At 63.6% G+C, this 23,502-nt stretch carries 24 protein-coding genes and 1 tRNA gene; all 25 read left to right on the top strand.

Annotation, left to right across the window (positions count from 1 at the left end):
* Positions 1-90 precede the first annotated feature (90 nt).
* The 25 genes from tpiA to cyoA all read left to right on the top strand — a co-directional run bounded on the left by tpiA (position 91) and on the right by cyoA (position 23,494).
* Entirely contained in the window at positions 91-828 is a 738-nt protein-coding gene (gene tpiA, locus AC1EJR_RS09175) for a triose-phosphate isomerase (protein WP_441591975.1), read from the top strand.
* Positions 829-877: 49 nt separating this feature from the next.
* A complete protein-coding gene (gene secG / locus AC1EJR_RS09170; protein ID WP_092292387.1) occupies positions 878-1,243 on the top strand; it encodes a preprotein translocase subunit SecG in 366 nt (121 codons plus the stop codon).
* 189 nt (positions 1,244-1,432) lie between these two features.
* A tRNA-Leu gene (locus AC1EJR_RS09165) sits at positions 1,433-1,517 on the top strand.
* Between the two features lie 173 nt (positions 1,518-1,690).
* Complete coding sequence (locus AC1EJR_RS09160; protein WP_092292389.1) at positions 1,691-2,050, top strand: NADH-quinone oxidoreductase subunit A; 360 nt, start codon at positions 1,691-1,693, stop codon at positions 2,048-2,050.
* Positions 2,051-2,056: 6 nt separating this feature from the next.
* A complete protein-coding gene (locus AC1EJR_RS09155) occupies positions 2,057-2,539 on the top strand; it encodes a NuoB/complex I 20 kDa subunit family protein (protein WP_008643342.1) in 483 nt (160 codons plus the stop codon).
* A gap of 1 nt (position 2,540) precedes the next feature.
* A complete protein-coding gene (locus tag AC1EJR_RS09150) occupies positions 2,541-3,143 on the top strand; it encodes an NADH-quinone oxidoreductase subunit C (protein ID WP_092292391.1) in 603 nt (200 codons plus the stop codon).
* Between the two features lie 10 nt (positions 3,144-3,153).
* On the top strand, positions 3,154-4,407 hold the full coding sequence (locus tag AC1EJR_RS09145; RefSeq protein ID WP_092292393.1) for an NADH-quinone oxidoreductase subunit D: 1,254 nt from the start codon (positions 3,154-3,156) through the stop codon (positions 4,405-4,407).
* 225 nt (positions 4,408-4,632) lie between these two features.
* Positions 4,633-5,130, top strand: a complete 498-nt coding sequence (gene nuoE / locus AC1EJR_RS09140; protein ID WP_092293283.1) for an NADH-quinone oxidoreductase subunit NuoE — start codon at positions 4,633-4,635, stop codon at positions 5,128-5,130.
* Between the two features lies 1 nt (position 5,131).
* Complete coding sequence (gene nuoF, locus AC1EJR_RS09135) at positions 5,132-6,427, top strand: NADH-quinone oxidoreductase subunit NuoF (protein WP_477146987.1); 1,296 nt, start codon at positions 5,132-5,134, stop codon at positions 6,425-6,427.
* Between the two features lie 12 nt (positions 6,428-6,439).
* Positions 6,440-8,812: an NADH-quinone oxidoreductase subunit NuoG gene (gene nuoG / locus AC1EJR_RS09130; protein WP_441591979.1), complete on the top strand. Its 2,373-nt coding sequence runs from the start codon at positions 6,440-6,442 to the stop codon at positions 8,810-8,812.
* A gap of 18 nt (positions 8,813-8,830) precedes the next feature.
* A complete protein-coding gene (gene nuoH / locus AC1EJR_RS09125; protein ID WP_092292399.1) occupies positions 8,831-9,895 on the top strand; it encodes an NADH-quinone oxidoreductase subunit NuoH in 1,065 nt (354 codons plus the stop codon).
* 74 nt (positions 9,896-9,969) lie between these two features.
* Positions 9,970-10,458 (top strand): NADH-quinone oxidoreductase subunit NuoI, encoded by a 489-nt coding sequence (gene nuoI, locus AC1EJR_RS09120; RefSeq protein ID WP_177219886.1) that lies wholly within the window; start codon positions 9,970-9,972, stop codon positions 10,456-10,458.
* Positions 10,459-10,629: 171 nt separating this feature from the next.
* Positions 10,630-11,271: an NADH-quinone oxidoreductase subunit J gene (locus AC1EJR_RS09115; RefSeq protein ID WP_092292403.1), complete on the top strand. Its 642-nt coding sequence runs from the start codon at positions 10,630-10,632 to the stop codon at positions 11,269-11,271.
* Between the two features lie 17 nt (positions 11,272-11,288).
* A complete protein-coding gene (nuoK, locus tag AC1EJR_RS09110) occupies positions 11,289-11,594 on the top strand; it encodes an NADH-quinone oxidoreductase subunit NuoK (RefSeq protein WP_029050842.1) in 306 nt (101 codons plus the stop codon).
* A gap of 55 nt (positions 11,595-11,649) precedes the next feature.
* A complete protein-coding gene (nuoL, locus tag AC1EJR_RS09105) occupies positions 11,650-13,740 on the top strand; it encodes an NADH-quinone oxidoreductase subunit L (RefSeq protein ID WP_477112992.1) in 2,091 nt (696 codons plus the stop codon).
* Between the two features lie 27 nt (positions 13,741-13,767).
* Entirely contained in the window at positions 13,768-15,234 is a 1,467-nt protein-coding gene (locus AC1EJR_RS09100) for an NADH-quinone oxidoreductase subunit M (RefSeq protein ID WP_441591982.1), read from the top strand.
* Between the two features lie 21 nt (positions 15,235-15,255).
* A complete protein-coding gene (gene nuoN, locus AC1EJR_RS09095) occupies positions 15,256-16,731 on the top strand; it encodes an NADH-quinone oxidoreductase subunit NuoN (protein WP_092292409.1) in 1,476 nt (491 codons plus the stop codon).
* Positions 16,732-16,759: 28 nt separating this feature from the next.
* Positions 16,760-17,074, top strand: a complete 315-nt coding sequence (locus tag AC1EJR_RS09090; RefSeq protein ID WP_477146986.1) for a DUF2818 family protein — start codon at positions 16,760-16,762, stop codon at positions 17,072-17,074.
* A 44-nt stretch (positions 17,075-17,118) separates the two neighbouring features.
* Positions 17,119-17,760 (top strand): NUDIX domain-containing protein, encoded by a 642-nt coding sequence (locus AC1EJR_RS09085; protein WP_477112990.1) that lies wholly within the window; start codon positions 17,119-17,121, stop codon positions 17,758-17,760.
* A 205-nt stretch (positions 17,761-17,965) separates the two neighbouring features.
* Positions 17,966-18,436 carry a DUF1178 family protein gene (locus tag AC1EJR_RS09080; RefSeq protein ID WP_092292415.1) on the top strand — a complete coding sequence of 157 codons (471 nt, stop codon included), beginning with the start codon at positions 17,966-17,968 and terminating at the stop codon, positions 18,434-18,436.
* A 96-nt stretch (positions 18,437-18,532) separates the two neighbouring features.
* Positions 18,533-19,735, top strand: coding sequence for an acyl-CoA dehydrogenase family protein (locus AC1EJR_RS09075; RefSeq protein ID WP_092292417.1), 1,203 nt, complete (start codon positions 18,533-18,535; stop codon positions 19,733-19,735).
* Between the two features lie 13 nt (positions 19,736-19,748).
* A complete protein-coding gene (locus tag AC1EJR_RS09070) occupies positions 19,749-20,867 on the top strand; it encodes an acyl-CoA dehydrogenase family protein (protein ID WP_441643845.1) in 1,119 nt (372 codons plus the stop codon).
* A 79-nt stretch (positions 20,868-20,946) separates the two neighbouring features.
* Complete coding sequence (locus tag AC1EJR_RS09065; RefSeq protein WP_092292421.1) at positions 20,947-21,396, top strand: MaoC family dehydratase; 450 nt, start codon at positions 20,947-20,949, stop codon at positions 21,394-21,396.
* A 40-nt stretch (positions 21,397-21,436) separates the two neighbouring features.
* Positions 21,437-21,910 carry a MaoC family dehydratase gene (locus AC1EJR_RS09060; protein ID WP_092292423.1) on the top strand — a complete coding sequence of 158 codons (474 nt, stop codon included), beginning with the start codon at positions 21,437-21,439 and terminating at the stop codon, positions 21,908-21,910.
* A gap of 615 nt (positions 21,911-22,525) precedes the next feature.
* Positions 22,526-23,494 (top strand): ubiquinol oxidase subunit II, encoded by a 969-nt coding sequence (gene cyoA / locus AC1EJR_RS09055; RefSeq protein ID WP_092292425.1) that lies wholly within the window; start codon positions 22,526-22,528, stop codon positions 23,492-23,494.
* Positions 23,495-23,502 lie beyond the last annotated feature (8 nt).

Here is a 23,502-nt window from a genome sequence, read left to right as displayed (position 1 = left end):
GATCGGCGGCGTGTATGCAATTGTCCGCCCGTTGTGGCGGACCCCTTCCGGCCACGCTACAATAGCGGGTTTATTTCAGAGGGGGCGCTTGTGAGACAAAAGCTGGTCATCGGCAACTGGAAGATGCACGGCAGCCTGGCCGCCAATGCGGCGCTGCTCGACGGTATCAAGGCGGCTTCGGCCCGCGCGACGCTGGCTGTTTGCGCACCGTTCCCCTATCTTGCCCAGTGCCAGACGCTGTTGTCGGGCTCGCAAGTGGCCTGGGGTGCCCAGGATGTGTCGGCTGAAGCACGTGGCGCCTTCACGGGCGAGGTCGCGGCATCGATGCTGGCCGAGTTCGGGGTGAGCTACGCGCTGGTCGGCCATTCCGAGCGTCGCACCTATCACGGCGAAACCGACACCACAGTGGCGGCCAAGGCGCTACGGGCGCTCGAATTTGGCATCGTGCCCGTGGTCTGCGTCGGTGAGACGCTGGCCGAGCGCGAGGCCGGGCAGACCGAGGCCGTGGTCGGTCGTCAGTTGCAAGCCGTGCTGGATGCGCTGTCTATCGAGCAGCTGGGTCGGATTGTTCTGGCCTATGAGCCCGTCTGGGCGATCGGCACCGGCAAGACCGCCACCAGCGCCCAGGCGCAAGCCGTGCATGCCGTCCTGCGTGGGCAGGTGGCGGGCAAGGACGCTGGCGTGGCATCGCGCATGGCCATCCTGTACGGCGGTAGCGTGAAGCCGGACAATGCGGCCGAACTGTTTTCCATGTCCGACATCGACGGGGGCCTGATTGGTGGCGCCTCGCTGAAGGCGGATGATTTCCTCGCGATCGGCAACGCCTGATGCCGGTTCCGATCGTCTGATCAGGCAAGTTCGAAACGAATTCAACCAAATGGCAATCTTCAAGACTTTGTTGGTAATCGTGCAGGTCCTGTCCGCGCTGGGCGTGATCGCACTGGTCCTGCTGCAGCACGGCAAGGGCGCCGATGTCGGTGCGGCGTTCGGCTCCGGTGCGTCGGGCAGCCTGTTCGGCGCCTCGGGCTCCGCGAACTTCCTGTCGCGTACCACGGCCGTGCTCGCATCGTTGTTCTTTGTCTGCACGCTGGGCTTGACGCTGCTGGGCAACTACAAGCCCAGCGCTTCGCTGGGCGTGATGGGCGCCGCGCAACAGCCCACGCCGGCCTCCGCGCCGGCTGGTGCATCGGCGCCCGCGGCCGCTGCGGCCTCGGCTCCGGCAGGTCCTGCTGTACCGAAATAATCCGCCTGTGTTCTGGCTGATTCCTGAGTTTTTTTAAAGTTGTGCGTTGAACAATTCAGGGATCTTGGGTTAGAATGCAAGGCTTGAAACGATTCCCCAGCGACGGGGCCCAAAGCGGAAGAAAACCTCTTCCACGCAGGCTCCGGAGGGTGTAAAAACCCGGCGCAAGGCAATATTGTTTCTCCCCCAGCCGACGTGGTGAAATTGGTAGACACGCTATCTTGAGGGGGTAGTGGCGAAAGCTGTGCGAGTTCGAGTCTCGCCGTCGGCACCAAACAACTTGATCGGCGTCCGTCCGGAGCCGGCCCTCGGGCCATGCTTTGGATTGCGGCGCCGGCAGTCCGCAAGGCGGCGCCGTAGCTAAGACGGGATGGCGCTTGGGGTGGGCAACAGGACGCCGCTTCAGCTGGTGCTGTTGACAACATTCCAGATAAGGCTGGCCGTATCTTGACTCTCGAAGCCTACTTCCCCGTCCTCATCTTCATCCTCTTTGGCGTCGTGCTCGGTGTGGCACTGATGTCCATTGGTCGGATACTCGGTCCCAACAATCCTGATACCGCGAAGCTGTCGCCCTACGAGTGCGGCTTCGAAGCGTTCGAGGACGCGCGCATGAAGTTCGACGTGCGCTACTACCTCATCGCCATCCTCTTTATCCTGTTCGATCTCGAAACTGCCTTCCTGTTTCCGTGGGGTGTCGCCCTCAAGGAAATCGGTTGGCCGGGATTCATCGCCATGGGCGTGTTTCTGCTGGAATTCATCGTGGGCTTCGTCTACATCTGGAAAAAGGGCGCGCTCGATTGGGAGTGATGTGAAATGGCAATCGAAGGCGTTCTCAACGAAGGTTTTGTCACGACTACCGCTGACAAGCTGATCAACTGGACCCGCACGGGCTCGCTCTGGCCGATGACGTTCGGCCTGGCCTGCTGTGCCGTGGAAATGATGCATGCCGGCGCCGCGCGCTACGACATGGACCGGTTCGGCGTGATTTTCCGCCCGTCGCCGCGTCAGTCGGACGTGATGATCGTGGCCGGCACGCTGTGCAACAAGATGGCCCCCGCGCTCCGCAAGGTCTACGACCAGATGGCCGAGCCGCGTTGGGTGATCTCGATGGGCTCGTGCGCCAATGGCGGCGGCTACTACCACTACTCGTATTCGGTGGTGCGTGGCTGCGACCGCATCGTGCCGGTCGACATCTATGTTCCGGGCTGCCCGCCGACGGCGGAAGCGCTGATCTACGGCGTGATCCAGCTCCAGAACAAGATCAAGCGTACCAACACCATTGCGCGCAAGGGCTGACATGGCGAATAACCTGGACACCCTCAAGGCCGCGCTCGAAAAGGTTCTCGGCAAGCGCGTGCAGAGCCTGGTCGAAGCGGTTGGCGAACTGACGCTGATCGTCAAGGCCGACGACTACCTCGACGTGGCCCGCCTGCTGCGCGACGAACCGTCGCTGCGCTTCGAGCAGCTGCTGGATATCTGCGGCGTCGACTATTCCGATTACGCCGATGGCGCCTGGGACGGCCTGCGCTTCGCGGCCGTGTCGCACCTGATCTCGATCACGCACAACTGGCGCCTGCGCCTGCGCGTGTTCGCGCCGGATGACGACCTGCCCGTGGTGCCGTCGCTGATCGACGTGTGGAACTCGGCCAACTGGTTCGAGCGCGAAGCCTTCGATTTCTACGGCATCGTGTTCGAAGGCCATCCGGACCTGCGCCGCATCCTGACCGACTATGGTTTCGTCGGCCACCCGTTCCGCAAGGATTTCCCGGTTTCTGGTTTCGTAGAAATGCGCTACGACCCGGAACAGAAGCGGGTGATCTACCAGCCGGTGACGATCGAGCCGCGCGAAGTCACGCCTCGCGTGATTCGCGAGGAAAACTACGGCGGCGTGCAGCACTGAGATCGACGTCATGGCAGATATCAAGAACTACACCCTGAACTTCGGCCCGCAACACCCGGCAGCGCACGGCGTGCTGCGCCTGGTGCTCGAGCTGGACGGCGAAGTCATCCAGCGTGCCGACCCCCACATCGGCCTGCTGCACCGTGCCACCGAGAAGCTGGCCGAACAGAAGACCTGGATCCAGAGCGTGCCGTACATGGACCGTCTCGACTACGTGTCGATGATGGTCAACGAACACGCCTACGTGATGGCCATCGAGCGCCTGCTGGGCCTCGAGGTGCCGGTGCGTGCGCAGTACATCCGCGTGATGTTCGACGAAATCACCCGCCTGCTGAACCACCTGATGTGGATCGGCTCGCACGCGCTCGACGTGGGCGCGATGGCGGTGTTCCTCTACGCGTTCCGTGAGCGCGAGGACATGTTCGACATGTACGAGGCGGTGTCGGGCGCGCGGATGCACGCGGCCTACTACCGTCCGGGCGGCGTCTACCGCGACCTGCCTGACACGATGCCGCAATACCGGGCGTCGAAGATCCACAACGAGCGTGCCATCAAGGTGATGAACGAAGCCCGTTCGGGCTCGCTGCTGGACTTCATCGAGGACTTCACGAATCGTTTTCCGACGTACGTGGATGAATATGAGACGCTTCTGACCGATAACCGTATCTGGAAGCAGCGTCTGGTGGACATCGGCGTGGTCAGCCCGGAGCGGGCACTGCAGATGGGCTTTACCGGCCCGATGCTGCGCGGCTCGGGCATCGAGTGGGATCTGCGCAAGAAGCAGCCCTACGAGGTGTACGACCAGCTCGACTTCGACATCCCCATTGGCACCGGCGGCGACTGCTACGCGCGCTACCTGGTGCGCGTGGAAGAGATGCGCCAGTCGAACCGGATCATCAAGCAGTGCGTGGACTGGCTGCGCCGCAACCCGGGCCCGGTGATCACCGAGAACCACAAGGTGGCACCGCCCTCGCGCGTGGACATGAAGTCCAACATGGAAGAGCTGATCCACCACTTCAAGCTGTTCACCGAAGGCATTCACGTGCCGGCTGGCGAGGCTTACGCGGCGGTGGAGCACCCGAAGGGCGAGTTCGGTATCTATGCGATCTCGGACGGCGCGAACAAGCCGTACCGTCTGAAGATCCGTGCACCTGGCTTTGCCCACCTGGCCGCGCTGGACGAAATGGCCAGGGGACACATGATCGCCGATGCCGTGACGATCATCGGGACGCAGGACATCGTGTTCGGCGAGATCGACCGCTAAGTCGATCGAGAATCCGGAGACGGGGAGTCTCCACCCAGGCGTAAAGGCCGTCACCCGGACGACGATTCGGGTTCATGCGGCCGGCCCCGCGAGTGACGGGGGCGGCAGGCGATGCCTGCGACGGACCGGCGAGGCGCAGAGCGACCTGGCCGGCGGAACATGGCAGCGACGGCTGCAAACCAGCGGAGGCCGCGAGCCGGCGTCCGCCGTATTACTGCAATGACCATGCTATCAGCAGAAGCTCTCAAGGAAATCGATCGCGCGATCGCGAAGTATCCGACCGACCAGAAACAGTCGGCCGTGATGGCGGCACTCGCCGTGGCACAGGGCGAGGTGGGCTGGGTTTCCCCCGAAGTCATGCAGTTCGTCGCCAGCTACCTCGACATGCCGCCCGTGTGGGTGGAAGAGGTGGCCACGTTCTACAACATGTATGACACCAAGCCGGTGGGCAAGTACAAGCTCACCGTCTGCACCAACCTGCCGTGCGCACTGTCCGGCGGCGACCGCGCGGGCGACTACCTGAAGCGCAAGCTCGGCATCGACTATAACGAGACCACCGCCGACGGCTGCTTCACCCTGAAAGAGGGTGAATGCATGGGCGCCTGCGGCGATGCACCGGTGATGATCGTGAACAACACCCGTATGTGCAGCTTCATGAGCAATGACAAGCTCGACGCGCTGGTCGACGAGCTGAAGACCGAAGCTGCCAAGGGAGCCAAGTAACATGACCTCTCTGCACGACCGTCACATCAAGCCGCTGATCCTGGCCGGCCTGGACGGCAAGAACTGGCACCTCGAAGACTACGTCAAGCGCGGCGGCTACAAGCAGCTGCGCCGGATCCTGACCGAGAACATTCCGCCCGAGCAGGTGATTTCGGACGTCAAGGCGTCTGGCCTGCGCGGCCGTGGCGGCGCTGGCTTCCCCACGGGCCTGAAGTGGAGCTTCATGCCGCGTGCGTTCCCGGGCCAGAAGTACCTGGTCTGCAATACGGACGAGGGTGAGCCGGGCACGTTCAAGGACCGCGACATCATCCGCTACAACCCGCATTCGCTGATCGAGGGCATGGCCATCGGCGCGTATGCGATGGGCATCACCGTGGGTTACAACTACATCCACGGCGAGATCTGGAACGAGTACAAGATCTTCGAGGAAGCCCTCGAGGAAGCGCGTGCGGCCGGGTTCCTCGGCGACAAGATCATGGGCTCGGACTTCGACTTCCAGCTCCATGCGCACCATGGCTACGGCGCCTACATCTGCGGCGAGGAAACGGCGCTGCTGGAGTCGCTCGAAGGCAAGAAGGGCCAGCCGCGCTTCAAGCCGCCTTTCCCGGCGAGCTTCGGCCTGTACGGCAAGCCGACCACGATCAACAACACCGAGACGTTTGCCGCGGTGCCCTTCCTGCTGGAAGTGGGCCCGGAAAACTATCTCAAGCTGGGCAAGCCGAACAACGGCGGCACCAAGATCTTCTCGATCTCGGGTGACATCGAGCGTCCGGGCAACTACGAGATCCCGCTGGGCACGCCGTTCTCGACGCTGCTCGAGCTGGCTGGCGGCATGCGCGGTGGCAAGCGCATCAAGGCAGTGATTCCGGGCGGCTCGTCCGCTCCGGTGGTGCCGGGCGACCTGATGATGGCGTCGGACATGGACTACGACTCGATCGCCAAGGCCGGCTCGATGCTGGGCTCGGGCGCCGTGATCGTCATGGACGAAACGCGCTGCATGGTGCGCTCGCTGCTGCGCCTGTCGTATTTCTACTTTGAAGAATCGTGCGGCCAGTGCACGCCGTGCCGCGAAGGCACCGGCTGGCTCTATCGCATGGTCAATCGCATTGAACACGGAGAAGGGCGCCAGGAAGACCTGGACCTGCTCAACAACGTCGCGGAAAACATCATGGGGCGCACGATCTGCGCGCTCGGCGATGCAGCGGCGATGCCGGTACGCGGCATGCTCAAGCACTACTGGAAAGAGTTCGAGTATCACGTCGAACACAAGCAGTGCATGGTCCCGGCCCATTCTTAAGCGTGGCAGAACATGGTTGAACTCGAGATCGACGGCAAGAAGGTAGAGGTTGCGGAAGGCAGCCTCGTGATGGAAGCCGCCCGCAAGCTGGGCACTTACATCCCGCATTTCTGCTACCACCGCAAACTCTCCATCGCGGCGAACTGCCGCATGTGCCTGGTGGAAGTGGAGAAGGCGCCCAAGGCGCTGCCCGCCTGCGCCACGCCGGTGACGCCCGGCATGAAGGTCTTCACGAACTCTGAAAAGGCCGTCAAGGCCCAGAAGTCCGTGATGGAATTCCTGCTGATCAACCACCCGCTCGACTGCCCGATCTGCGATCAGGGCGGCGAATGCCAGCTCCAGGATCTGGCGGTGGGCTACGGTGCGTCGGAGTCGCGCTACAAGGAAGAGAAGCGCGTGGTGTTCCACAAGAATGTGGGCCCGCTGATCTCCATGGAGGAGATGACCCGCTGCATCCACTGCACCCGTTGCGTGCGCTTCGGCCAGGAAGTGGCCGGCGTGATGGAACTGGGCATGCTGAACCGTGGCGAGCACTCGGAAATCACGACCTTCGTCGGCCAGACCGTGGATTCGGAACTGTCCGGCAACATGATCGACCTGTGCCCGGTTGGCGCGCTGACGAGCAAGCCGTTCCGCTACTCGGCCCGTACGTGGGAACTGGCGCGCCGCAAGTCGGTGTCGCCGCACGATGGCCTGGGCGCGAACCTCGTGATCCAGACCAAGAACCAGCGCGTCATGCGCGTGCTGCCGCTGGAAAACGAAGAGATCAACGAGTGCTGGCTGTCGGACAAGGACCGCTTCGCCTATGAAGGCCTGAACAGCCCGGACCGCCTGGTGCGTCCGCTGCTGAAGCAGGGTGGCGAATGGATGGAAACCGACTGGCAGACCGCGCTGGAATACGTGGCCAACGGCCTCGCGAGCATCAAGCGCGACCATGGCGCCGACCAGATCGCCGCGCTGGCCAGCCCGCACAGCACGCTCGAAGAGCTGTACCTGCTCGGCAAGCTGGTGCGCGGCCTCGGCAGCGACAACATCGACTTCCGCCTGCGCCAGACCGATTTCTCGGCAGCCCTGAAGGGCACGCCGTGGCTCGGCATGCCGGTGGCCGACGTGACCACGCTGCAACGCGTGCTCGTGATTGGTTCGTCGTTGCGCAAGGATCACCCGCTGCTGGCCTCGCGTCTGCGTCAGGCTGGCAAGAAGGGCGCTCGCTTGACGGTGCTGGGCGCTGGCGGTGAAGACCTGCTGATGCCGGCAACGCGCATCGACGTGGCCCCGTCCGCCTGGACCGCCGCCCTGGCCGGTGTGGCCCGTGCCGTGGCGTCTGCCAAGGGCGTGGCGGCTCCCGCCGGTACCGATGGTTTCGATGGCGGCGACGCCGCGGCCAAGCTGGCCGAAGCGCTGCTGTCCGGCGAACGCCGCGCGGTGTTCCTCGGCAACGAGGCCGTGCGCCACCCGCAATTCTCGGCGCTGCACGCGCTGGCACAGTGGATCGCCACGGAAACGGGCGCGACGCTGGGCTTCCTGACCGAAGCGGCCAACACCGTCGGCGGCTACATCGCCGGCGCGCTGCCGCAGCAAGGCGGTGCCAATGCACAGGCGATGCTCGACACGCCGCGCAAGGCCTATATCGTACTGAACGCCGAGCCCGAGTTCGACACCGCCGACGCCCGCAAGGCGCTGGCTGCGCTAAACCAGGCCGGTACGGTCGTGGTGCTGTCGCCGTTCCGCTCGGAAGCGGCCATGCAGTACGCCGACGTGATCCTGCCGGTGACGCCGTTCACGGAAACCGCCGGTACCTTCGTCAATGCCGAAGGCACGCCGCAGAGCTTCAACGGCGTGGTGCGCGCACTGGGCGAATCGCGTCCGGGCTGGAAGGTGCTGCGCGTGCTGGGCAACCTGCTGGACGTGCCGGGCTTCGACTTCGACACGGCGGAAGCCGTGCGCGAGGAAGTGCTGGCCAAGCCGGTGGCGCCGCAACTGAATAACACCACCGATGCCCCGATCCGCGTGACGGCAGCTGCCGCCAACGGTATCGAGCGCATTGCCGATGTACCGATCTACCACGCCGACCCGATCGTGCGCCGTGCCGACTCGCTGCAGCTGACCGCGGCTGCGCGCCGTGCAATGCAGGTGGCGCTGTCGTCGGACCTGTTCGACAAGCTGGGCGTGCAGGTGGGCGACCCGGTGCGCGTGACGCAGGGCGAGGGTAGCGTGGTGCTGCCGGCCGCACTGGAAATCACGCTGCCGGCCAACACCGTGCGCGTGCCGGCCGCTACCGTGGCCGCCGCGACGCTGGGAGCGCTGTACGGTAACGTCACCGTCGAGAAAGCCATCGAGCTGCCGGGCCAGCAGGCCACGGCAACGCCGGCGGCCACCGCATAAGAAGAGCGAGAACGCAACATGATCGATTGGATTACCTCGCAAGGCCAGGCCGTGTTCGGTGGCGCGTGGACGCCGCTGTGGATTCTCATCCGCGCGGTGGTCATCGTGGTCCCGCTGCTGCTGTGCGTGGCCTACCTGATTCTCTGGGAGCGCAAGCTGATTGGCTGGATGCACGTGCGGATCGGTCCGAACCGCGTGGGCCCGCTCGGCCTGCTGCAGCCCATTGCCGACGTGCTGAAGCTGCTGCTCAAGGAAGTCATGATGCCGTCGCAGGTCAGCCGGGGCATGTACCTGGTGGCCCCGCTGATGGTGCTGATGCCGGCCGTTGCGATCTGGGCGGTGATCCCGTTCCAGGCCGAGGTGGTGATGGCCGACGTGAACGCCGGCCTGCTCTATGTGATGGCGATCAGCTCGGTGGGCGTCTATGGCGTGATCCTGGCCGGTTGGGCCTCGAACTCGAAGTATGCGTTCATCGGCGGGATGCGCGCCGCTGCGCAGATGGTGTCGTATGAAATCGCCATGGGCTTCGCGCTCGTGACGGTGCTGATGGTGTCGGGCAGCCTGAACCTGTCGGCCATCGTGAACAGCCAGAACACCGGCTACTTCGCCAACATGGGCATCAACGTGCTCTCGTGGAACTGGTTGCCGCTGCTGCCGATGTTCGGCGTCTACTTCATCTCGGGCGTGGCGGAAACAAACCGTCACCCGTTCGACGTGGTGGAAGGCGAATCGGAAATCGTCGCCGGCCACATGATCGAATACTCGGGCATGGGCTTCGCGCTGTTCTTCCTGGCCGAATACATCAACATGATCGTCATCTCGACGATGACCGCGCTGATGTTCCTTGGCGGCTGGGCGCCCCCGTTCTCGAGCGCGCTGACCAACTGGATTCCGGGCTTCTTCTGGCTGCTGATCAAGGTTTTCCTGCTGCTGTCGGTATTCATCTGGATCCGTGCATCGTTCCCGCGCTACCGCTATGACCAGATCATGCGCCTGGGTTGGAAGATCTTCATTCCGCTGACCGTAGGCTGGCTGATCATCGTGGCGATCTGGATCAAGTCGCCGTGGAACATCTGGCACTGATGTGCCCGGCGACGGCGCGCTGCTGCAAGTGGCAGGGCGCGCCGCGCGGAAATAATTAGGAAGCAATCGTCATGCTGCTCGCCATCAAGGACTTCTTCAACAGCCTGCTCCTGAAGGAACTCTTCAAGGGCATGGCGCTGACCGGCCGCTATCTCTTCGCGCGCAAGATCACCGTCCAGTTCCCGGAAGAGAAAACGCCGATGTCGCCGCGTTTCCGCGGTCTGCACGCGCTGCGTCGCTACCCGAACGGGGAAGAGCGTTGCATCGCCTGCAAGCTGTGCGAAGCGGTGTGCCCGGCCGTGGCCATCTCGATCGAGTCGGACCAGCGTACGGACGGCACGCGCCGCACCACGCGTTACGACATCGACCTGACCAAGTGCATTTTCTGCGGCTTCTGCGAGGAAGCCTGCCCGGTCGACGCGATCGTCGAGACGCACATTCTCGAGTATCACGGCGAGAAGCGCGGCGACCTGTACTTCACGAAGGACATGCTGCTGGCCGTGGGCGACCGCTACGAGCCGCAGATTGCCGCGAGCAAGGCTGCGGACGCCAAGTACCGCTAAGCAGGTCAGCCTCGCTGAACAGGGCGGGCGCCGGAAGCGGCACCCGGACCTGAAGTGAATTTGAATTTGAATCGGCCCTGAACAGGGGCCACCAGAAGGATGCCGCGCACGGCGCGGGCCACCCCGGGGGTGGTTCGTGCCGCGCGGCCCAAAGAGGATCCGATAGGGACCATGGAACTCACGACCGCCATCTTCTACGTCTTTGCGCTGGTGCTGGTGCTCTCTGCACTGAAAGTCATCACGGCAAAGAACCCGGTGCATTCCGCACTGTTCCTCGTCCTGGCGTTCTTCACCGCCGCGGCGATCTGGATGATCCTGAAGGCGGAGTTCCTCGCCATCCTGCTCGTGCTCGTCTACGTGGGCGCCGTGATGGTGCTGTTCCTGTTCGTGGTGATGATGATCGATATCGATATCGAGCACCTGCGCCGCGACTTCTGGACCTACGTGCCGCTGGCCTCGGTGGTGGGCGCGCTGATCATCGCCGAAATGGCGATCGTGCTGGTGCGCAACTTCATCGGCACCACGGCCGCCGCGCTGCCGCCCGGCTCGCAGGACCCGAACTACTCGAACACCGGCGCGCTCGGCAAGCTGATCTACACCGACTACATCTTCGCGTTCGAAGTGGCCGGCATCATCCTGCTCGTGGCCATCGTCGCCGCCGTGGCGCTGACGCTGCGCCGCCGCAAGGACGTCAAGGCACAGGATGTGTCGAACCAGCTGCGTACCCGCCGCGACGACCGCGTGCGCCTGGTGAACATGCCGGCCGAGGGCCGGGCCGGAGCGGATGCGAACGCAGCCGCCAATAAGAACTAAGCCCGGAGAATAACGCTGTGCTCTCTCTCGCCCACTTCCTCGTGCTCGGTGCGATCCTGTTCGCAATCAGCATCGTTGGCATCTTCCTGAACCGCAAGAACGTAATCGTGCTGCTGATGGCGCTCGAGTTGATGCTGCTTGCGGTCAATATGAACTTCGTCGCCTTCTCGCACTATATGGGCGACCTGGCCGGACAGGTTTTCGTTTTCTTCATCCTTACGGTGGCCGCTGCCGAGTCGGCAATCGGTCTGGCAATCCTGGTCGTGCTGTTCCGTAACCTGGACACGATCAACGTGGATGACATGGATACGCTCAAGGGCTGATCCATGACCTCCATGACCCAAGACTGCTCCCCGACCGCACACCAATAAGCGTCCTATGGCAACCACGCTCAACCCCAACCTGCTGCTGGCGATTCCGCTGGCGCCGCTCGCCGGCGCCGCGATAGCCGGCCTGTTCGGCACCAAGTTCTTCGGCACGTTCTCCTCGGACACGCGCGGCGGCCGCATCGTGGCCCACACCGCCACGATCCTCGGTGTGGCCATCGCCTTCATCCTCTCGCTGCTGGTGCTGCGCGACGTGTTGGACGGCGCCGGCTACAACGGCACTGTCTACGAGTGGATGGCCATCGGCAGCCTGAAGATGGAAGTCGGCTTCCTGGTGGATTCGCTGACCGCGATGATGATGGTCGTCGTGACCTTTGTGTCGCTGATGGTGCACATCTACACCGTCGGCTACATGCAGGGCGACGACGGCTACAACCGATTCTTCGCCTACATCTCGCTGTTCACCTTCTCGATGCTGATGCTGGTGATGAGCAACAACTTCCTGCAGCTGTTCTTCGGCTGGGAAGCGGTGGGCCTCGTCTCGTACCTGCTGATCGGCTTCTGGTACACGCGCCCGACGGCCATCTTCGCCAATATGAAGGCGTTCCTGGTCAACCGCGTGGGCGACTTCGGTTTCATCCTCGGCATCGGTCTGCTGCTGGCCTACAGCGGCAGCATGGATTACAGCGCCGTGTTCGCCAAGCGCGAGGCCCTGGCCGCCGTGACCTTCCCGGGCACCGACTGGATGATGCTGACCGTGGCCTGCATCTGCCTGTTCATCGGCGCGATGGGCAAGTCGGCGCAGTTCCCGCTGCACGTGTGGCTGCCTGACTCGATGGAAGGCCCGACCCCGATCTCGGCACTGATCCACGCGGCAACGATGGTGACCGCCGGCATCTTCATGGTGGCGCGCATGTCGCCGCTGTTCGAACTGTCGGATACCGCGTTGTCCTTCGTGCTGGTGATCGGCGCGATCACCGCGCTGTTCATGGGCTTCCTGGGCATCATCCAGAACGACATCAAGCGCGTGGTGGCGTACTCCACGCTGTCGCAGCTGGGCTACATGACCGTGGCACTGGGCGCTTCGGCCTACTCGGTGGCGGTGTTCCACCTGATGACGCACGCGTTCTTCAAGGCACTGCTGTTCCTTGGCGCCGGCTCGGTCATCATCGGCATGCACCACGACCAGGACATCCGCAACATGGGCGGCCTGCGCAAGTACATGCCGATCACCTGGATCACGTCGCTGGTGGGCTCGCTGGCCCTGATCGGCACGCCGTTCTTCGCGGGCTTCTATTCGAAGGACTCGATCATCGAGGCCGTCGCCGAGTCGCATATCGCCGGTTCGGGCTTTGCGTACTTCGCGGTGCTGGCCGGTGTGTTCGTGACCGCCTTCTACTCGTTCCGCATGTACTTCCTGGTGTTCCACGGTGAAGAGCGCTTCGGCAAGGCCCACGCGCACGATCGCCACGATCATCACGAGGAAGAAGAAGAATCGCACGGTGACGACCATCACCATGGTCTGGCACCGGGCGAGAAGCCGCACGAGTCGCCGTGGGTGGTGACGCTGCCGCTGGTGCTGCTGGCCATTCCGTCGGTCATCATCGGCGCCATCGCCATCGAGCCGATGCTGTTCGGCGAGTTCTTCAAGCACGGCGTCGCGTTCAAGGACGTGATCTTCGTGGGCGAGAACCACCATGCGATGGAAGAGCTGCGCGAAGCGTTCCACGGCTGGGTGCCGATGGCGATCCACTCGCTGACGACCCCGGTGCTGTGGCTGGCCATCGCTGGCGTGGTGCTGTCGTGGTTCTTCTACATGAAGCGCCCGGACATTCCGGCCGCGATCCAGCAACGCTTCTCGGGCCTCTACAAGCTGCTCGACAACAAGTACTACATGGACGCGTTCAACCAGGCGGTGTTCGCACGTGGTGCGCGCCTGCTGGGTACCGGCCTGTGGAAGGGCGGCGACCAGGGCCTGATCGATGGCCTGTTTGTCAACGGTTCGGCCCGTGTGGTGGCGTCTTTCGCTGCCGCCAGCCGCTACCTGCAGTCCGGCTACATCTACCATTACGCATTCGCGATGATCCTCGGCATGCTGGTGCTCCTGACGCTGACGATCACTGGCGTGATAGGCACCAAGTGATAGGCACCAAGTAAGGAAAACAAAGAAATGGTTCTGTCTTTCGCAATCTGGCTGCCTATCTTCTTCGGCTTGCTGGTCCTCGCCTCGGGCTCTGATCGCAGCAAGTGCTACGTGCGCTGGATGTCGCTGTTCGGCGCGCTGGCCAGCTTCGTCGTTACGCTGCCGCTCGTGTTTCACTTCGAGACCGCCTCGGCGGCCATGCAGTTCGTCGAGAACGTGAACTGGATCGACCGCTTCAAGATCAACTACCACCTCGGGGTGGACGGGATCTCGATGTGGTTCGTCGTGCTGACCTCGTTCATCACCGTGATCGTCGTGATCTCGGCCTGGGAAGTGATTACCGAGCGCGTGGCCGAGTACATGGCCGCGTTCCTGATCCTGTCCGGGCTGATGGTCGGCGTGTTCTGCGCGCTCGACGGCATGCTGTTCTACGTGTTCTTCGAGGCCACGCTGATCCCGATGTACATCATCATCGGTGTCTGGGGCGGCCCGAACCGCGTCTACGCGGCCTTCAAGTTCTTCCTCTACACGCTGCTCGGCTCGCTGCTGACGCTGGTTGCGCTGCTGTATCTCTACAGCAAGACCGGTACCTTCGACATCCTGTCGTGGCACCAGGCCAAGCTGTCGATGAACGAGCAGATCGCGCTGTTCCTGGCGTTCTTCATGGCCTTCGCGGTCAAGGTGCCGATGTGGCCGGTCCACACCTGGCTGCCGGACGCCCACGTGGAAGCGCCGACCGGCGGTTCCGTGGTGCTGGCCGCGATCATGCTGAAGCTGGGTGCTTACGGCTTCCTGCGGTTCTCGCTGCCGATCGCCCCGGATGCCAGCCACACGCTCGCCCCGTTCATCATCACGATCTCGCTGATCGCGGTGATCTACATCGGCCTCGTGGCGCTGGTCCAGGCCGACATGAAGAAGCTGGTGGCCTACTCGTCGATCGCCCACATGGGTTTCGTGACGCTGGGCTTCTTCATCTTCAACGACATCGGCGTGGAAGGCGGCATCATCCAGATGATCTCGCACGGCTTTATCTCGGGCGCCATGTTCCTGTGCATCGGCGTGCTCTATGATCGCGTGCACTCGCGCCAGATCGCCGACTACGGCGGTGTGGTGAACACGATGCCGAAGTTCGCAGCGCTGTCGGTGTTCTTCGCCATGGCCAACTGCGGCCTGCCGGCCACCTCGGGCTTCGTGGGCGAGTTCATGGTCATCCTGGGCGCCGTGAAGTACAACTTCTGGATCGGCCTGCTGGCTGCCACGGCCCTGATCCTCGGCGCGGCGTACTCGCTGTGGATGGTCAAGCGCGTGATCTTTGGCGACATCGTGCACCAGCACGTGCGCGAGCTGATCGACCTGAACAAGCGCGAGTTTTTCATGCTGGGCCTGCTGGCCATCATGACGCTGTACATGGGCCTGTACCCGAAACCCTTTACCGATGTGATGCACGCGTCGGTCGCGAACCTGCTGTCCCACGTGGCGCAGTCCAAGCTGTAACAGCGGGGGAGAGAAATCAACATGCAACCGTCTTCTAGCCTGGCTCCGGTGGCGCCAATCATCTTCCTGGCGATTGCCGTCGCGGCGATCAACTGGATCGACCTTGCCCGTGGCAAGGGCAGCAAGAGCGTGGCGTACCCGCTGTCGCTGCTGACCACTCTGGTGCTTACCGTCTGGTTCGGCATGGACGCCGCCGCCGGCGAAACGCACTACGCCTTCGCCAACCTCGTCGTGATCGACCCGATGGCCAATGTGCTGTCGGCGTTCTGCTCGGCCGGCATGTTCCTGACGCTGGTCTATACGCGCAGCTACCTCGGCGAGCGTGACATGTTCGCGGGCGAGTTCTACATGCTCGCGCTGTTCACGCTGGGCGGGCAGATCGTCATGATCACCGGCAACAACTTCCTGACCCTGTACCTGGGCCTGGAACTGCTGTCGCTCTCGTCCTACGCGCTGGTGGCCCTGCGCCGCGAGTCGCGCGTGACGTCGGAATCGGCAATGAAGTACTTCGTGCTGGGCGCGCTGGCTTCGGGCTTCCTGCTCTACGGCGTGTCGATGATGTACGGCGCCACCGGTTCGCTGAATCTGGGCGAAGTGTTCCGTGCCGTGGAATCGGGCCGTATCAATACGACGATGCTGGCCTTCGGCGTGGTGTTCATCGTCGCCGGCCTGTCGTTCAAGCTCGGCGCCGCGCCGTTCCATATGTGGATTCCGGACATCTACCAGGGTTCGCCGACTGCCGTGACGCTGCTGATCGCGGCCGGCCCGAAGGTCGCCGCCTTCGCGCTGTTCATGCGCGTGCTGGTGGAAGGCCTGCTGCCGCTGGCCAATGACTGGCAGATGATGCTGGTCGTGCTGTCGGTGCTGTCGCTGGCGATCGGTAACCTGACCGCCATTGTCCAGACCAACCTGAAGCGGATGCTGGCGTACTCGACCATCTCGCACATGGGCTTCATCCTGCTGGGCCTGCTGTCCGGCGTGGTGGCGAACAAGACGGATGGTGCCGCCGATGCGTATAGCGCATCGATGTTCTACTCGGTGACGTACATGCTGACCACGCTCGGCACGTTCGGCCTGATCCTGATCCGCACCCGCAAGGGCTTCGAAGCCGAGACGCTTGATGACCTGAAGGGCATGTCGCGCCGCCACCCGTGGTTCGCGCTGCTGATGCTGGTGATGATGTTCTCGATGAGCGGCATCCCGCCGACCGTTGGCTTCTACGCCAAGCTGGCCGTGCTGGAAGCGGTGGTTTCGGCTGGCATGAGCTGGCTGGCGATCGTCGCGGTGCTGTTCTCGCTGATCGGTGCGTTCTACTACCTGCGCGTGATCAAGCTGATGTACTTCGATGCGCCGGTGGGTGAAGAGCCGCTGGAAGCGTCGATTGGCCTGCGCTCGGTGCTGAGCCTGAATGGCCTGGCCATCATCCTGCTGGGCCTGTTCCCGGCGGCGCTGATGAACCTGTGCTACCAGGCGATCCGCGCCACGCTGGCGTCCTGATCGTCACCCATAGAATAGGCACCGGATCATGAGTTCCTCGGCGGGCGGCTGGTTTGTCATCTTGTTGGCACTGGTGTGTGCCAACCTGCCGTTCGTCAACCAGCGCCTGTTCGCGGCGGTGGGCCTCCGCTGGAAGGATGCCCGCAAGCCGCTGTGGGTGCGGGTGGCGGAACTGATCGTGTGGTACGCGGTGGCAGGTGCCGCCGGTTTCGCGGTGGAGGCTGGCCTCGGCAACGCCTTCCCGCACGGCTGGCAGTTCTACGCCATTACGGCTTGCATGATGCTGGTGTTCGCCTTCCCCGGCTTCACTTGGCAATACCTGGTCAAACATCGCACGGCCTGAAGGCTTGCCCGCGCCCCGGCCGTGCTTTCCTCACCGGAGCGTTCATGACGGACAAGACCCACAAGGCCCCCCCGGCGCCCGCAAGCGGTGCCGACGAGCATCTCAGCGAAACCTGCGTGGCGTCCGCCACCCTCCATCGCGGTAAATTCCTCACCCTCAAGCAAGACATCGTCAGGCTGCCGGACGGCAAGCAAGCCGGCCGCGAGTACGTGCTGCATCCGGGCGCGGTCATGATGATCCCGCTGTTCGACGACGGCACCGTGCTGATGGAACGCCAGTTCCGCTACCCGGTGGGCGAGGTCATGCTCGAGTTTCCGGCCGGCAAGCTGGACCCGGACGAGGGCGCGCTGCGCTGCGGCCAGCGCGAGTTGCTGGAGGAGACCGGCTATACCGCCCAGCGCTGGGACTATCTGACGCGGATTCACCCGGTCATTTCCTACTCTACCGAATTCATCGACCTGTTCCTGGCGCGCGACCTGACGGCCGGCGAATCCAAGCTCGATGACGGCGAATTTCTCGAGACCTTCATCACGCCGGCGGGCCAGGTCATCGACTGGGTCCGGCAGGGCCGGATCACCGACGTCAAGACCATCATCGGCGCGTTCTGGCTCGAAAAGATCCTCTCAGGAGCTTGGCAGCCGGGCGAACAATCCGAGCCGCCGTTCCCCGTGAGCCGCGTCGGCTGAATCTGCACATTACTGTTAAGCTTGCGGCGGCTGCGAGCCGGACATCCCGGGGTTTTCCCTTGGTTTTCCTGGTCTGGCGGGCCCGCCTTGGCCGTTTGTGTTTCCAACGCATCCTGCTAGGCGAAACGGTCAGAGAAAAAATTAGCACGACCGTTCACAAAATTTCGATTCACGGCTAATATTTGCCCGACGGGCTGGAAAGATCATGAAGGTGCTCGACCTGCGCTGTGCGCAAGACCATCGTTTCGAGGGCTGGTTCGCCTCGGAGGAAGATGCGCAATCGCAGTTCTCGCGCGACCTCGTCCAATGCCCGGTCTGTGGCGACCACGCGGTCAGTCGTTTGCCGAGCGCGCCGCGCCTGAATCTCTCGGGCGCCACCGCCAGGCAGGAGACACCCAAGCCGGCCAATGCGCCGGGCGCGGTGAATGCCGAAGTCCAGCAAGCGTTGCAGGCAGTGCAGGCGCGCTACCTGTCGGCGGTACGGCAGGTGCTGGCACAGACCGAGGACGTGGGCGACCGCTTTGCCGAGGAGGCGCGGCGCATGCACTACGACGAAGCACCGGAACGCGGCATTCGCGGTTCGGCTTCGGCGGAGGATGTGCAGGCGCTGGCCGAGGAGGGCATCGAGACCTTTCCGCTCATCGTGCCGGACGCATTGAAGCAGACGGCCCACTGAACAAGCATCCTGTGCCCGGTTTTCCCGCGCAGTGATGCGCAGGGATAACAACTCGCCGCGCGCTCAACTAGGGAGCCGGCACCACTGGAGACGGGCATGGATCTCAACTACTCGGCGGCCGACAACGACTTCCGACAGGAAGTGCGTAGCTGGCTCGAAGCCAACCTGCCGGCGCAAATCAGCGAGAAGGTTCTCAATCATCGCCGCCCCAATCGCGATGATTTCAAGACGTGGCACAAGCTGCTGGCCGGCAAGGGCTGGTCGGCCCCGCACTGGCCGGTAGAGTTCGGCGGCACGGGCTGGAATGCTACGCAGCGCCATATCTGGGACGAGGAAAATGCCCGCGTCGGCGCGCCCGGCGTGCTGCCGTTCGGCGTGGCGATGGTCGCGCCCGTGATCATCAAGTACGGCAATGCCGAGCAGAAGTCCTACTACCTGCCGCGTATTCTCGATTGCACCGACTGGTGGTGCCAAGGCTACTCCGAGCCAGGTTCAGGTTCGGACCTCGCATCGCTGAAGACGCGCGCCGAACTGACCTCGGACGGCAAGCACTACATCGTCAACGGCCAGAAGACCTGGACCACGCTCGGCCAGCACGCCGACATGATCTTCTGCCTGGTCCGCACGGATCCCGAAGCCAAGAAGCAGGAGGGCATCTCCTTCCTGCTGATCGACATGAAGACGCCCGGCATCACCGTGCGCCCGATCATCATGCTCGACGAAGAGCATGAGGTGAACGAGGTCTTCTTCGACAACGTAAAGGTACCTGTCGAGAACCGCGTGGGCGAGGAAAACCGCGGCTGGACCTACGCCAAGTACCTGCTTGGCCATGAGCGCACCGGCATTGCCCGCGTGGGCAACTCCAAGCGCGAACTGGGCTTCCTGAAGCGGGTGGCGCGCCAGCAGCAAAAGAATGGCAAGCCGCTGCTGGAAGATCCGGTGTTCGGCGCCAAGGTAGCTGCGCTCGAAATCGAACTGATGGCGCTGGAGTTGACCGTGCTGCGCGTGGTGTCCAGCGAGGCGGCAGGGAAGGGTCCCGGCCCTGAGGCATCGATGCTCAAGATCAAGGGCACCGAGATCCAGCAGATGCTGACCGAACTGATGGTGGAAGCCGTCGGCCCGTACGCACAGCCGTTCGATACGGCCTACCTCGAGTGCGAGCAGCCGCACGCGGTGACCGGTTTCGACGACGCCGCGCCGCTGGCCGCGTACTACTTCAACTATCGCAAGACCTCCATCTACGGCGGGTCCAACGAAATTCAGAAGAACATCATCAGCCAGATGATTCTGGGGCTGTGAGGAGACACGCAACATGAACTTCAATCTCAGCGACGAACAGAAGCAACTGGCCGACGCCGTCCGCCGCTTCATCGACAAGAGCTACGACTTCGAGTCGCGCAAGAAAAACATCAAGGCCGAGGCTGGTTACGGCGAGGGCACCTGGGGCGCGCTGGTCGAACTGGGCCTGACCGCGCTGCCGGTGCCGGAAGCGCAGGGCGGCTTCTCGGGCACGGCCGTCGACATGATGGTGGTGCAGCAGGAACTGGGCCGCGGCCTGGTGGTGGAGCCGTACTTCGCCACCGTGGTGGCTGCGCATGCGCTGAAGCTGGCTGGCGGCCAGGACGCCCTGCTTGAGCAGGTAGCCGGTGGCGAGGTCAAGCTGGCCACGGCGTTCAACGAGCCGCAGTCGCGCTACACGCTGAATGATGTGCGCGTGACGGCCAAGGGCGGCAAGCTCAACGGCCGCAAGGTGGTGGTGATCCACGGTGCGCAGGCCGACAAGCTCGTGGTGTCCGCCCGCACCAGCGGCGCCGATGCCGACACGAACGGCATCTCGCTGTTCCTGGTCGATACGAAGGGCGCCGGCGTGACCGTGACCGACTACCGCACCATCGACAACCTGCGCGCTGCCGACGTGACCTTCCAGGACGCCCCGGCCACGCTGCTGGGTGCCGAAGGGCAGGGCTGGGACGTGCTCGAATCTACCGCCGACTACGGCGCGGTGCTGCTCTGCGCCGAAGCCGTGGGCGTGATCGACACGCTGAACGCCGCCACGCTCGAGTACGCCAAGACGCGCCAGCAGTTCGGCATGCCGATCGCCCGCTTCCAGGCGCTCCAGCACCGCATGGTCGAGATGTTCATCCATGCCGAGCAGGCCCGTTCGATCACGCTGCTGGCTGCGGCCCGCTTCGAGGAGTCGAATCCCGAGGCGCGCCGCCGCTACGTGTCCGCCGCCAAGGCGCGCGTGGGGCAGGCCGCTCGCACGGTTGGCCAGGAAGCGGTGCAGATCCACGGTGGCATGGGCGTGACGGACGAACTGCCGGCCGCGCACATGTTCAAGCGCCTGACGCTGATCAACACCACGTTTGGCGATGTGGACCATCACCTGGGTCGCTTCGCCAGCCAGCCGGGTTTCCAGGCAGCCGCCTGAGGCCCCCGCAGTACAGAAACCGCGCCCGTTGTCCCCGGCGCGGTTTTTTGCTTCTGGTTACGCCATCTACGGAGCGAACATGTCAAAGATGTATTTCGAGGATTACCAGGTCGGCGGCGAGCACCCGCTGGGCAGCTACACGGTCACCGAGGCGGAGATCGTGGCATTTGCCAGCCAGTACGACCCCCAGCCGTTCCATATCGACAAGGACGCGGCCGCCAAGAGCATCTACGGCGGGCTGATCTCGAGCGGTTGGATGACCTGCGCGATCATGATGAAGCTGCTGGTGAAGTCCATGGGCGACCGGAGCAGCAGCATGGGCTCGCCGGGCGTGGACGAGATCCGCTGGATCAAGCCCGTCTATGCTGGCGATACGCTGACGGTCGTGCTGAAGGTGCTGGAGACGCGGCCGTCCTCGTCCAAGCCGGACCGCGGCGTGGTGCTGACCCAGTGGCAGGCCACCAACCAGCATGGCGAGCTGGTTTGCACGGTCAAGGGCATGGGCATGTACGGCCGGCGGCCGGCATAATACGAACCCCGAATCGAGACGACGCAAGAGAGGAGACACCATGCGCACCATCGCATCGCTGGAAGAGCTGGAGGGCCTGCAAGGCCAGGAAGTGGCCGTCAGCGACTGGACCGAGATTACGCAGCAGCAGGTCAACCTGTTTGCCGAAGCCACTGGCGACCATCAGTGGATCCACGTCGACGTGGAGCGCGCCAAGCGCGAGTCCCCGTTCGGCGCCCCGGTTGCCCATGGCTTCCTGACGCTGTCGCTGCTGCCGCAGTTCATGCAGAACGCCATCCATATGGAAGGCGTCAAGATGGGCGTCAACTACGGCCTGAACCGGGTGCGATTCACTTCGCCGGTGCCGGTGGGCAGCCGCCTGCGCGCCCGCGTGAAGCTGCTCAAGGTCGAGCGGCTCGACCCGACGCCCAACGGCCTGATCGGCGCCCAGTCCACCTGGGAGGTGACGGTCGAGCGGGAGGGCAGCGATCGCCCGGTCTGCGTGGCAGAATCGATTAGCCGACGCTACTCCTGAGCGCCAGCCAGTTCCGATCTGAATCGGAAAACGACGAGGGCCGCTAGAACGCGGCCCTCGTCGTTTGTCCAGCGGAATCGTCGAAAAACGATCCATCACGACATGACTGTTTCCTGCGCGCGACACTTTCGGGCGGCCGATGTCATTGTCCGATTTTCCGAACAGTGTTTCCGCACCCCGTGGGTTTACCCCTAATGTTGCGTTGCGGTACAGTCGCGCCCACGATGCTTTATGTTATGCGATATCCGCTCGAAGACCGTGCCCGCTGCGCTGGCGGGGTGGTCGAAACCGGTGGAAATCGCGTGAGCGTCGTGACACAACGCTCGTCCCGGCGGCAGTCTTGAGCCGGGATCGATCGCAGTTCAGGCAGTCGGTTACCTCAGCGCACGCACCGCCCCCTCCGGCATCCCGCGCACGCAGTCGTCAGTTGCTGTCCAGCCGCGTTCATGGCGTTGCCCGGCCGCATGGTCCGCAGGCGCTTGCATCGCCAGTCCCGCAACGCCAGCTTTGGACACGTCCTCCGGTTTTTCCCAGCCCAGCCAGCCAGTTGCCCCGTGCAGCGGATGGCGGTGCCGCGCCTGCATGTCGGGAGCGGCCCAACCAGACCGTCGTGACATGAAAAAACCCATAATGCCGCGCTGGACGCGGTTCCTGCCTAGCCTTGGCTTGCTGTTGCTGGCCGGCTGCAACATGACGCTGCTCGACCCGAAGGGTCAGGTCGGTGTCGACATCAAGGGCATCATCCTGATCGCCACCTGGCTCATGCTGCTGGTGGTGGTGCCGGTGATCGTCCTGACGCTGGTCTTCGCCTGGAAGTACCGCGCCACGAACACGGCTGCCCGGTACGAGCCGGACTGGTCGCACTCGACCAAGATCGAAGTGGTGGTCTGGCTGATCCCCTGCATCATCATCGCGGTGCTGGGCTACATCACCTGGAAGTCGTCGCACGACCTGGACCCCTACAAGCCGCTGGAATCGAACGTCAAGCCGATCACGGTGGAAGCGGTCGCGCTGAACTGGAAATGGCTGTTCATCTATCCGGAACTGAAGATCGCCACGGTCAACCAGCTGGCGCTCCCGGTGGGTACCCCGGTGAACTTCAAGATCACCTCGGATTCGATCATGAATTCGTTCTTCATCCCCCAGCTGGGCAGCCAGGTGTATGCCATGGCCGGGATGGAGACCAAGCTGCACCTCATCGCCAACGAAGCCGGCACGTATGACGGCATGTCCGCCAACTACAGCGGCGGCGGCTTCTCGGGCATGAAATTCAAGGCCATTGCGATGTCGAACTTCGACTTCGACGCGTGGGTGGCCCAGGTGCGCGCTTCTGACCGCCAACTCGCTGCCGCGGACTACAAGGTCCTGGCCAAGCCGAGCGAAGCGGAACCTGTTGCCCTCTACGGCAAGGTCGAAGACGGCCTGTACACCGGCATCCTGCATCAGTACATGGGCGCCGACGGCCGCGCCATGGCCCGCGAGGGCTTCGATGGCGGCCCGGTCTGCACGTCGCGTAACACGCTCGGCGAAGAGCGGGTGTCCATGACCACGCCGGCCAAGCCGGCGCTGGGCGCGCAATCCTAGGAGCAATG

The organism is Cupriavidus sp. 05T42 (assembly GCF_056396345.1).
The sequence above is the reverse complement of the archived record's forward strand: the minus strand, read 5'-3'. Positions and strand labels throughout refer to the sequence as shown.

Excerpts from the sequence above, each read along its gene's own strand:
- AC1EJR_RS09060 (WP_092292423.1), top strand. The coding sequence starts at position 21,437 with ATGCGCACCATCGCATCGCTGGAAGAGCTGGAGGGCCTGCAAGGCCAG.
- cyoA (WP_092292425.1), top strand. The coding sequence starts at position 22,526 with ATGAAAAAACCCATAATGCCGCGCTGGACGCGGTTCCTGCCTAGCCTT.
- AC1EJR_RS09115 (WP_092292403.1), top strand. The coding sequence starts at position 10,630 with ATGGAACTCACGACCGCCATCTTCTACGTCTTTGCGCTGGTGCTGGTG.
- nuoG (WP_441591979.1), top strand. The coding sequence starts at position 6,440 with ATGGTTGAACTCGAGATCGACGGCAAGAAGGTAGAGGTTGCGGAAGGC.
- AC1EJR_RS09065 (WP_092292421.1), top strand. The coding sequence starts at position 20,947 with ATGTCAAAGATGTATTTCGAGGATTACCAGGTCGGCGGCGAGCACCCG.
- nuoE (WP_092293283.1), top strand. The coding sequence starts at position 4,633 with ATGCTATCAGCAGAAGCTCTCAAGGAAATCGATCGCGCGATCGCGAAG.
- AC1EJR_RS09070 (WP_441643845.1), top strand. The coding sequence starts at position 19,749 with ATGAACTTCAATCTCAGCGACGAACAGAAGCAACTGGCCGACGCCGTC.
- AC1EJR_RS09145 (WP_092292393.1), top strand. The coding sequence starts at position 3,154 with ATGGCAGATATCAAGAACTACACCCTGAACTTCGGCCCGCAACACCCG.
- nuoF (WP_477146987.1), top strand. The coding sequence starts at position 5,132 with ATGACCTCTCTGCACGACCGTCACATCAAGCCGCTGATCCTGGCCGGC.
- AC1EJR_RS09155 (WP_008643342.1), top strand. The coding sequence starts at position 2,057 with ATGGCAATCGAAGGCGTTCTCAACGAAGGTTTTGTCACGACTACCGCT.
- nuoL (WP_477112992.1), top strand. The coding sequence starts at position 11,650 with ATGGCAACCACGCTCAACCCCAACCTGCTGCTGGCGATTCCGCTGGCG.
- AC1EJR_RS09150 (WP_092292391.1), top strand. The coding sequence starts at position 2,541 with ATGGCGAATAACCTGGACACCCTCAAGGCCGCGCTCGAAAAGGTTCTC.
- nuoN (WP_092292409.1), top strand. The coding sequence starts at position 15,256 with ATGCAACCGTCTTCTAGCCTGGCTCCGGTGGCGCCAATCATCTTCCTG.
- AC1EJR_RS09090 (WP_477146986.1), top strand. The coding sequence starts at position 16,760 with ATGAGTTCCTCGGCGGGCGGCTGGTTTGTCATCTTGTTGGCACTGGTG.
- AC1EJR_RS09075 (WP_092292417.1), top strand. The coding sequence starts at position 18,533 with ATGGATCTCAACTACTCGGCGGCCGACAACGACTTCCGACAGGAAGTG.
- nuoH (WP_092292399.1), top strand. The coding sequence starts at position 8,831 with ATGATCGATTGGATTACCTCGCAAGGCCAGGCCGTGTTCGGTGGCGCG.
- secG (WP_092292387.1), top strand. The coding sequence starts at position 878 with ATGGCAATCTTCAAGACTTTGTTGGTAATCGTGCAGGTCCTGTCCGCG.
- AC1EJR_RS09085 (WP_477112990.1), top strand. The coding sequence starts at position 17,119 with ATGACGGACAAGACCCACAAGGCCCCCCCGGCGCCCGCAAGCGGTGCC.
- AC1EJR_RS09080 (WP_092292415.1), top strand. The coding sequence starts at position 17,966 with ATGAAGGTGCTCGACCTGCGCTGTGCGCAAGACCATCGTTTCGAGGGC.
- AC1EJR_RS09100 (WP_441591982.1), top strand. The coding sequence starts at position 13,768 with ATGGTTCTGTCTTTCGCAATCTGGCTGCCTATCTTCTTCGGCTTGCTG.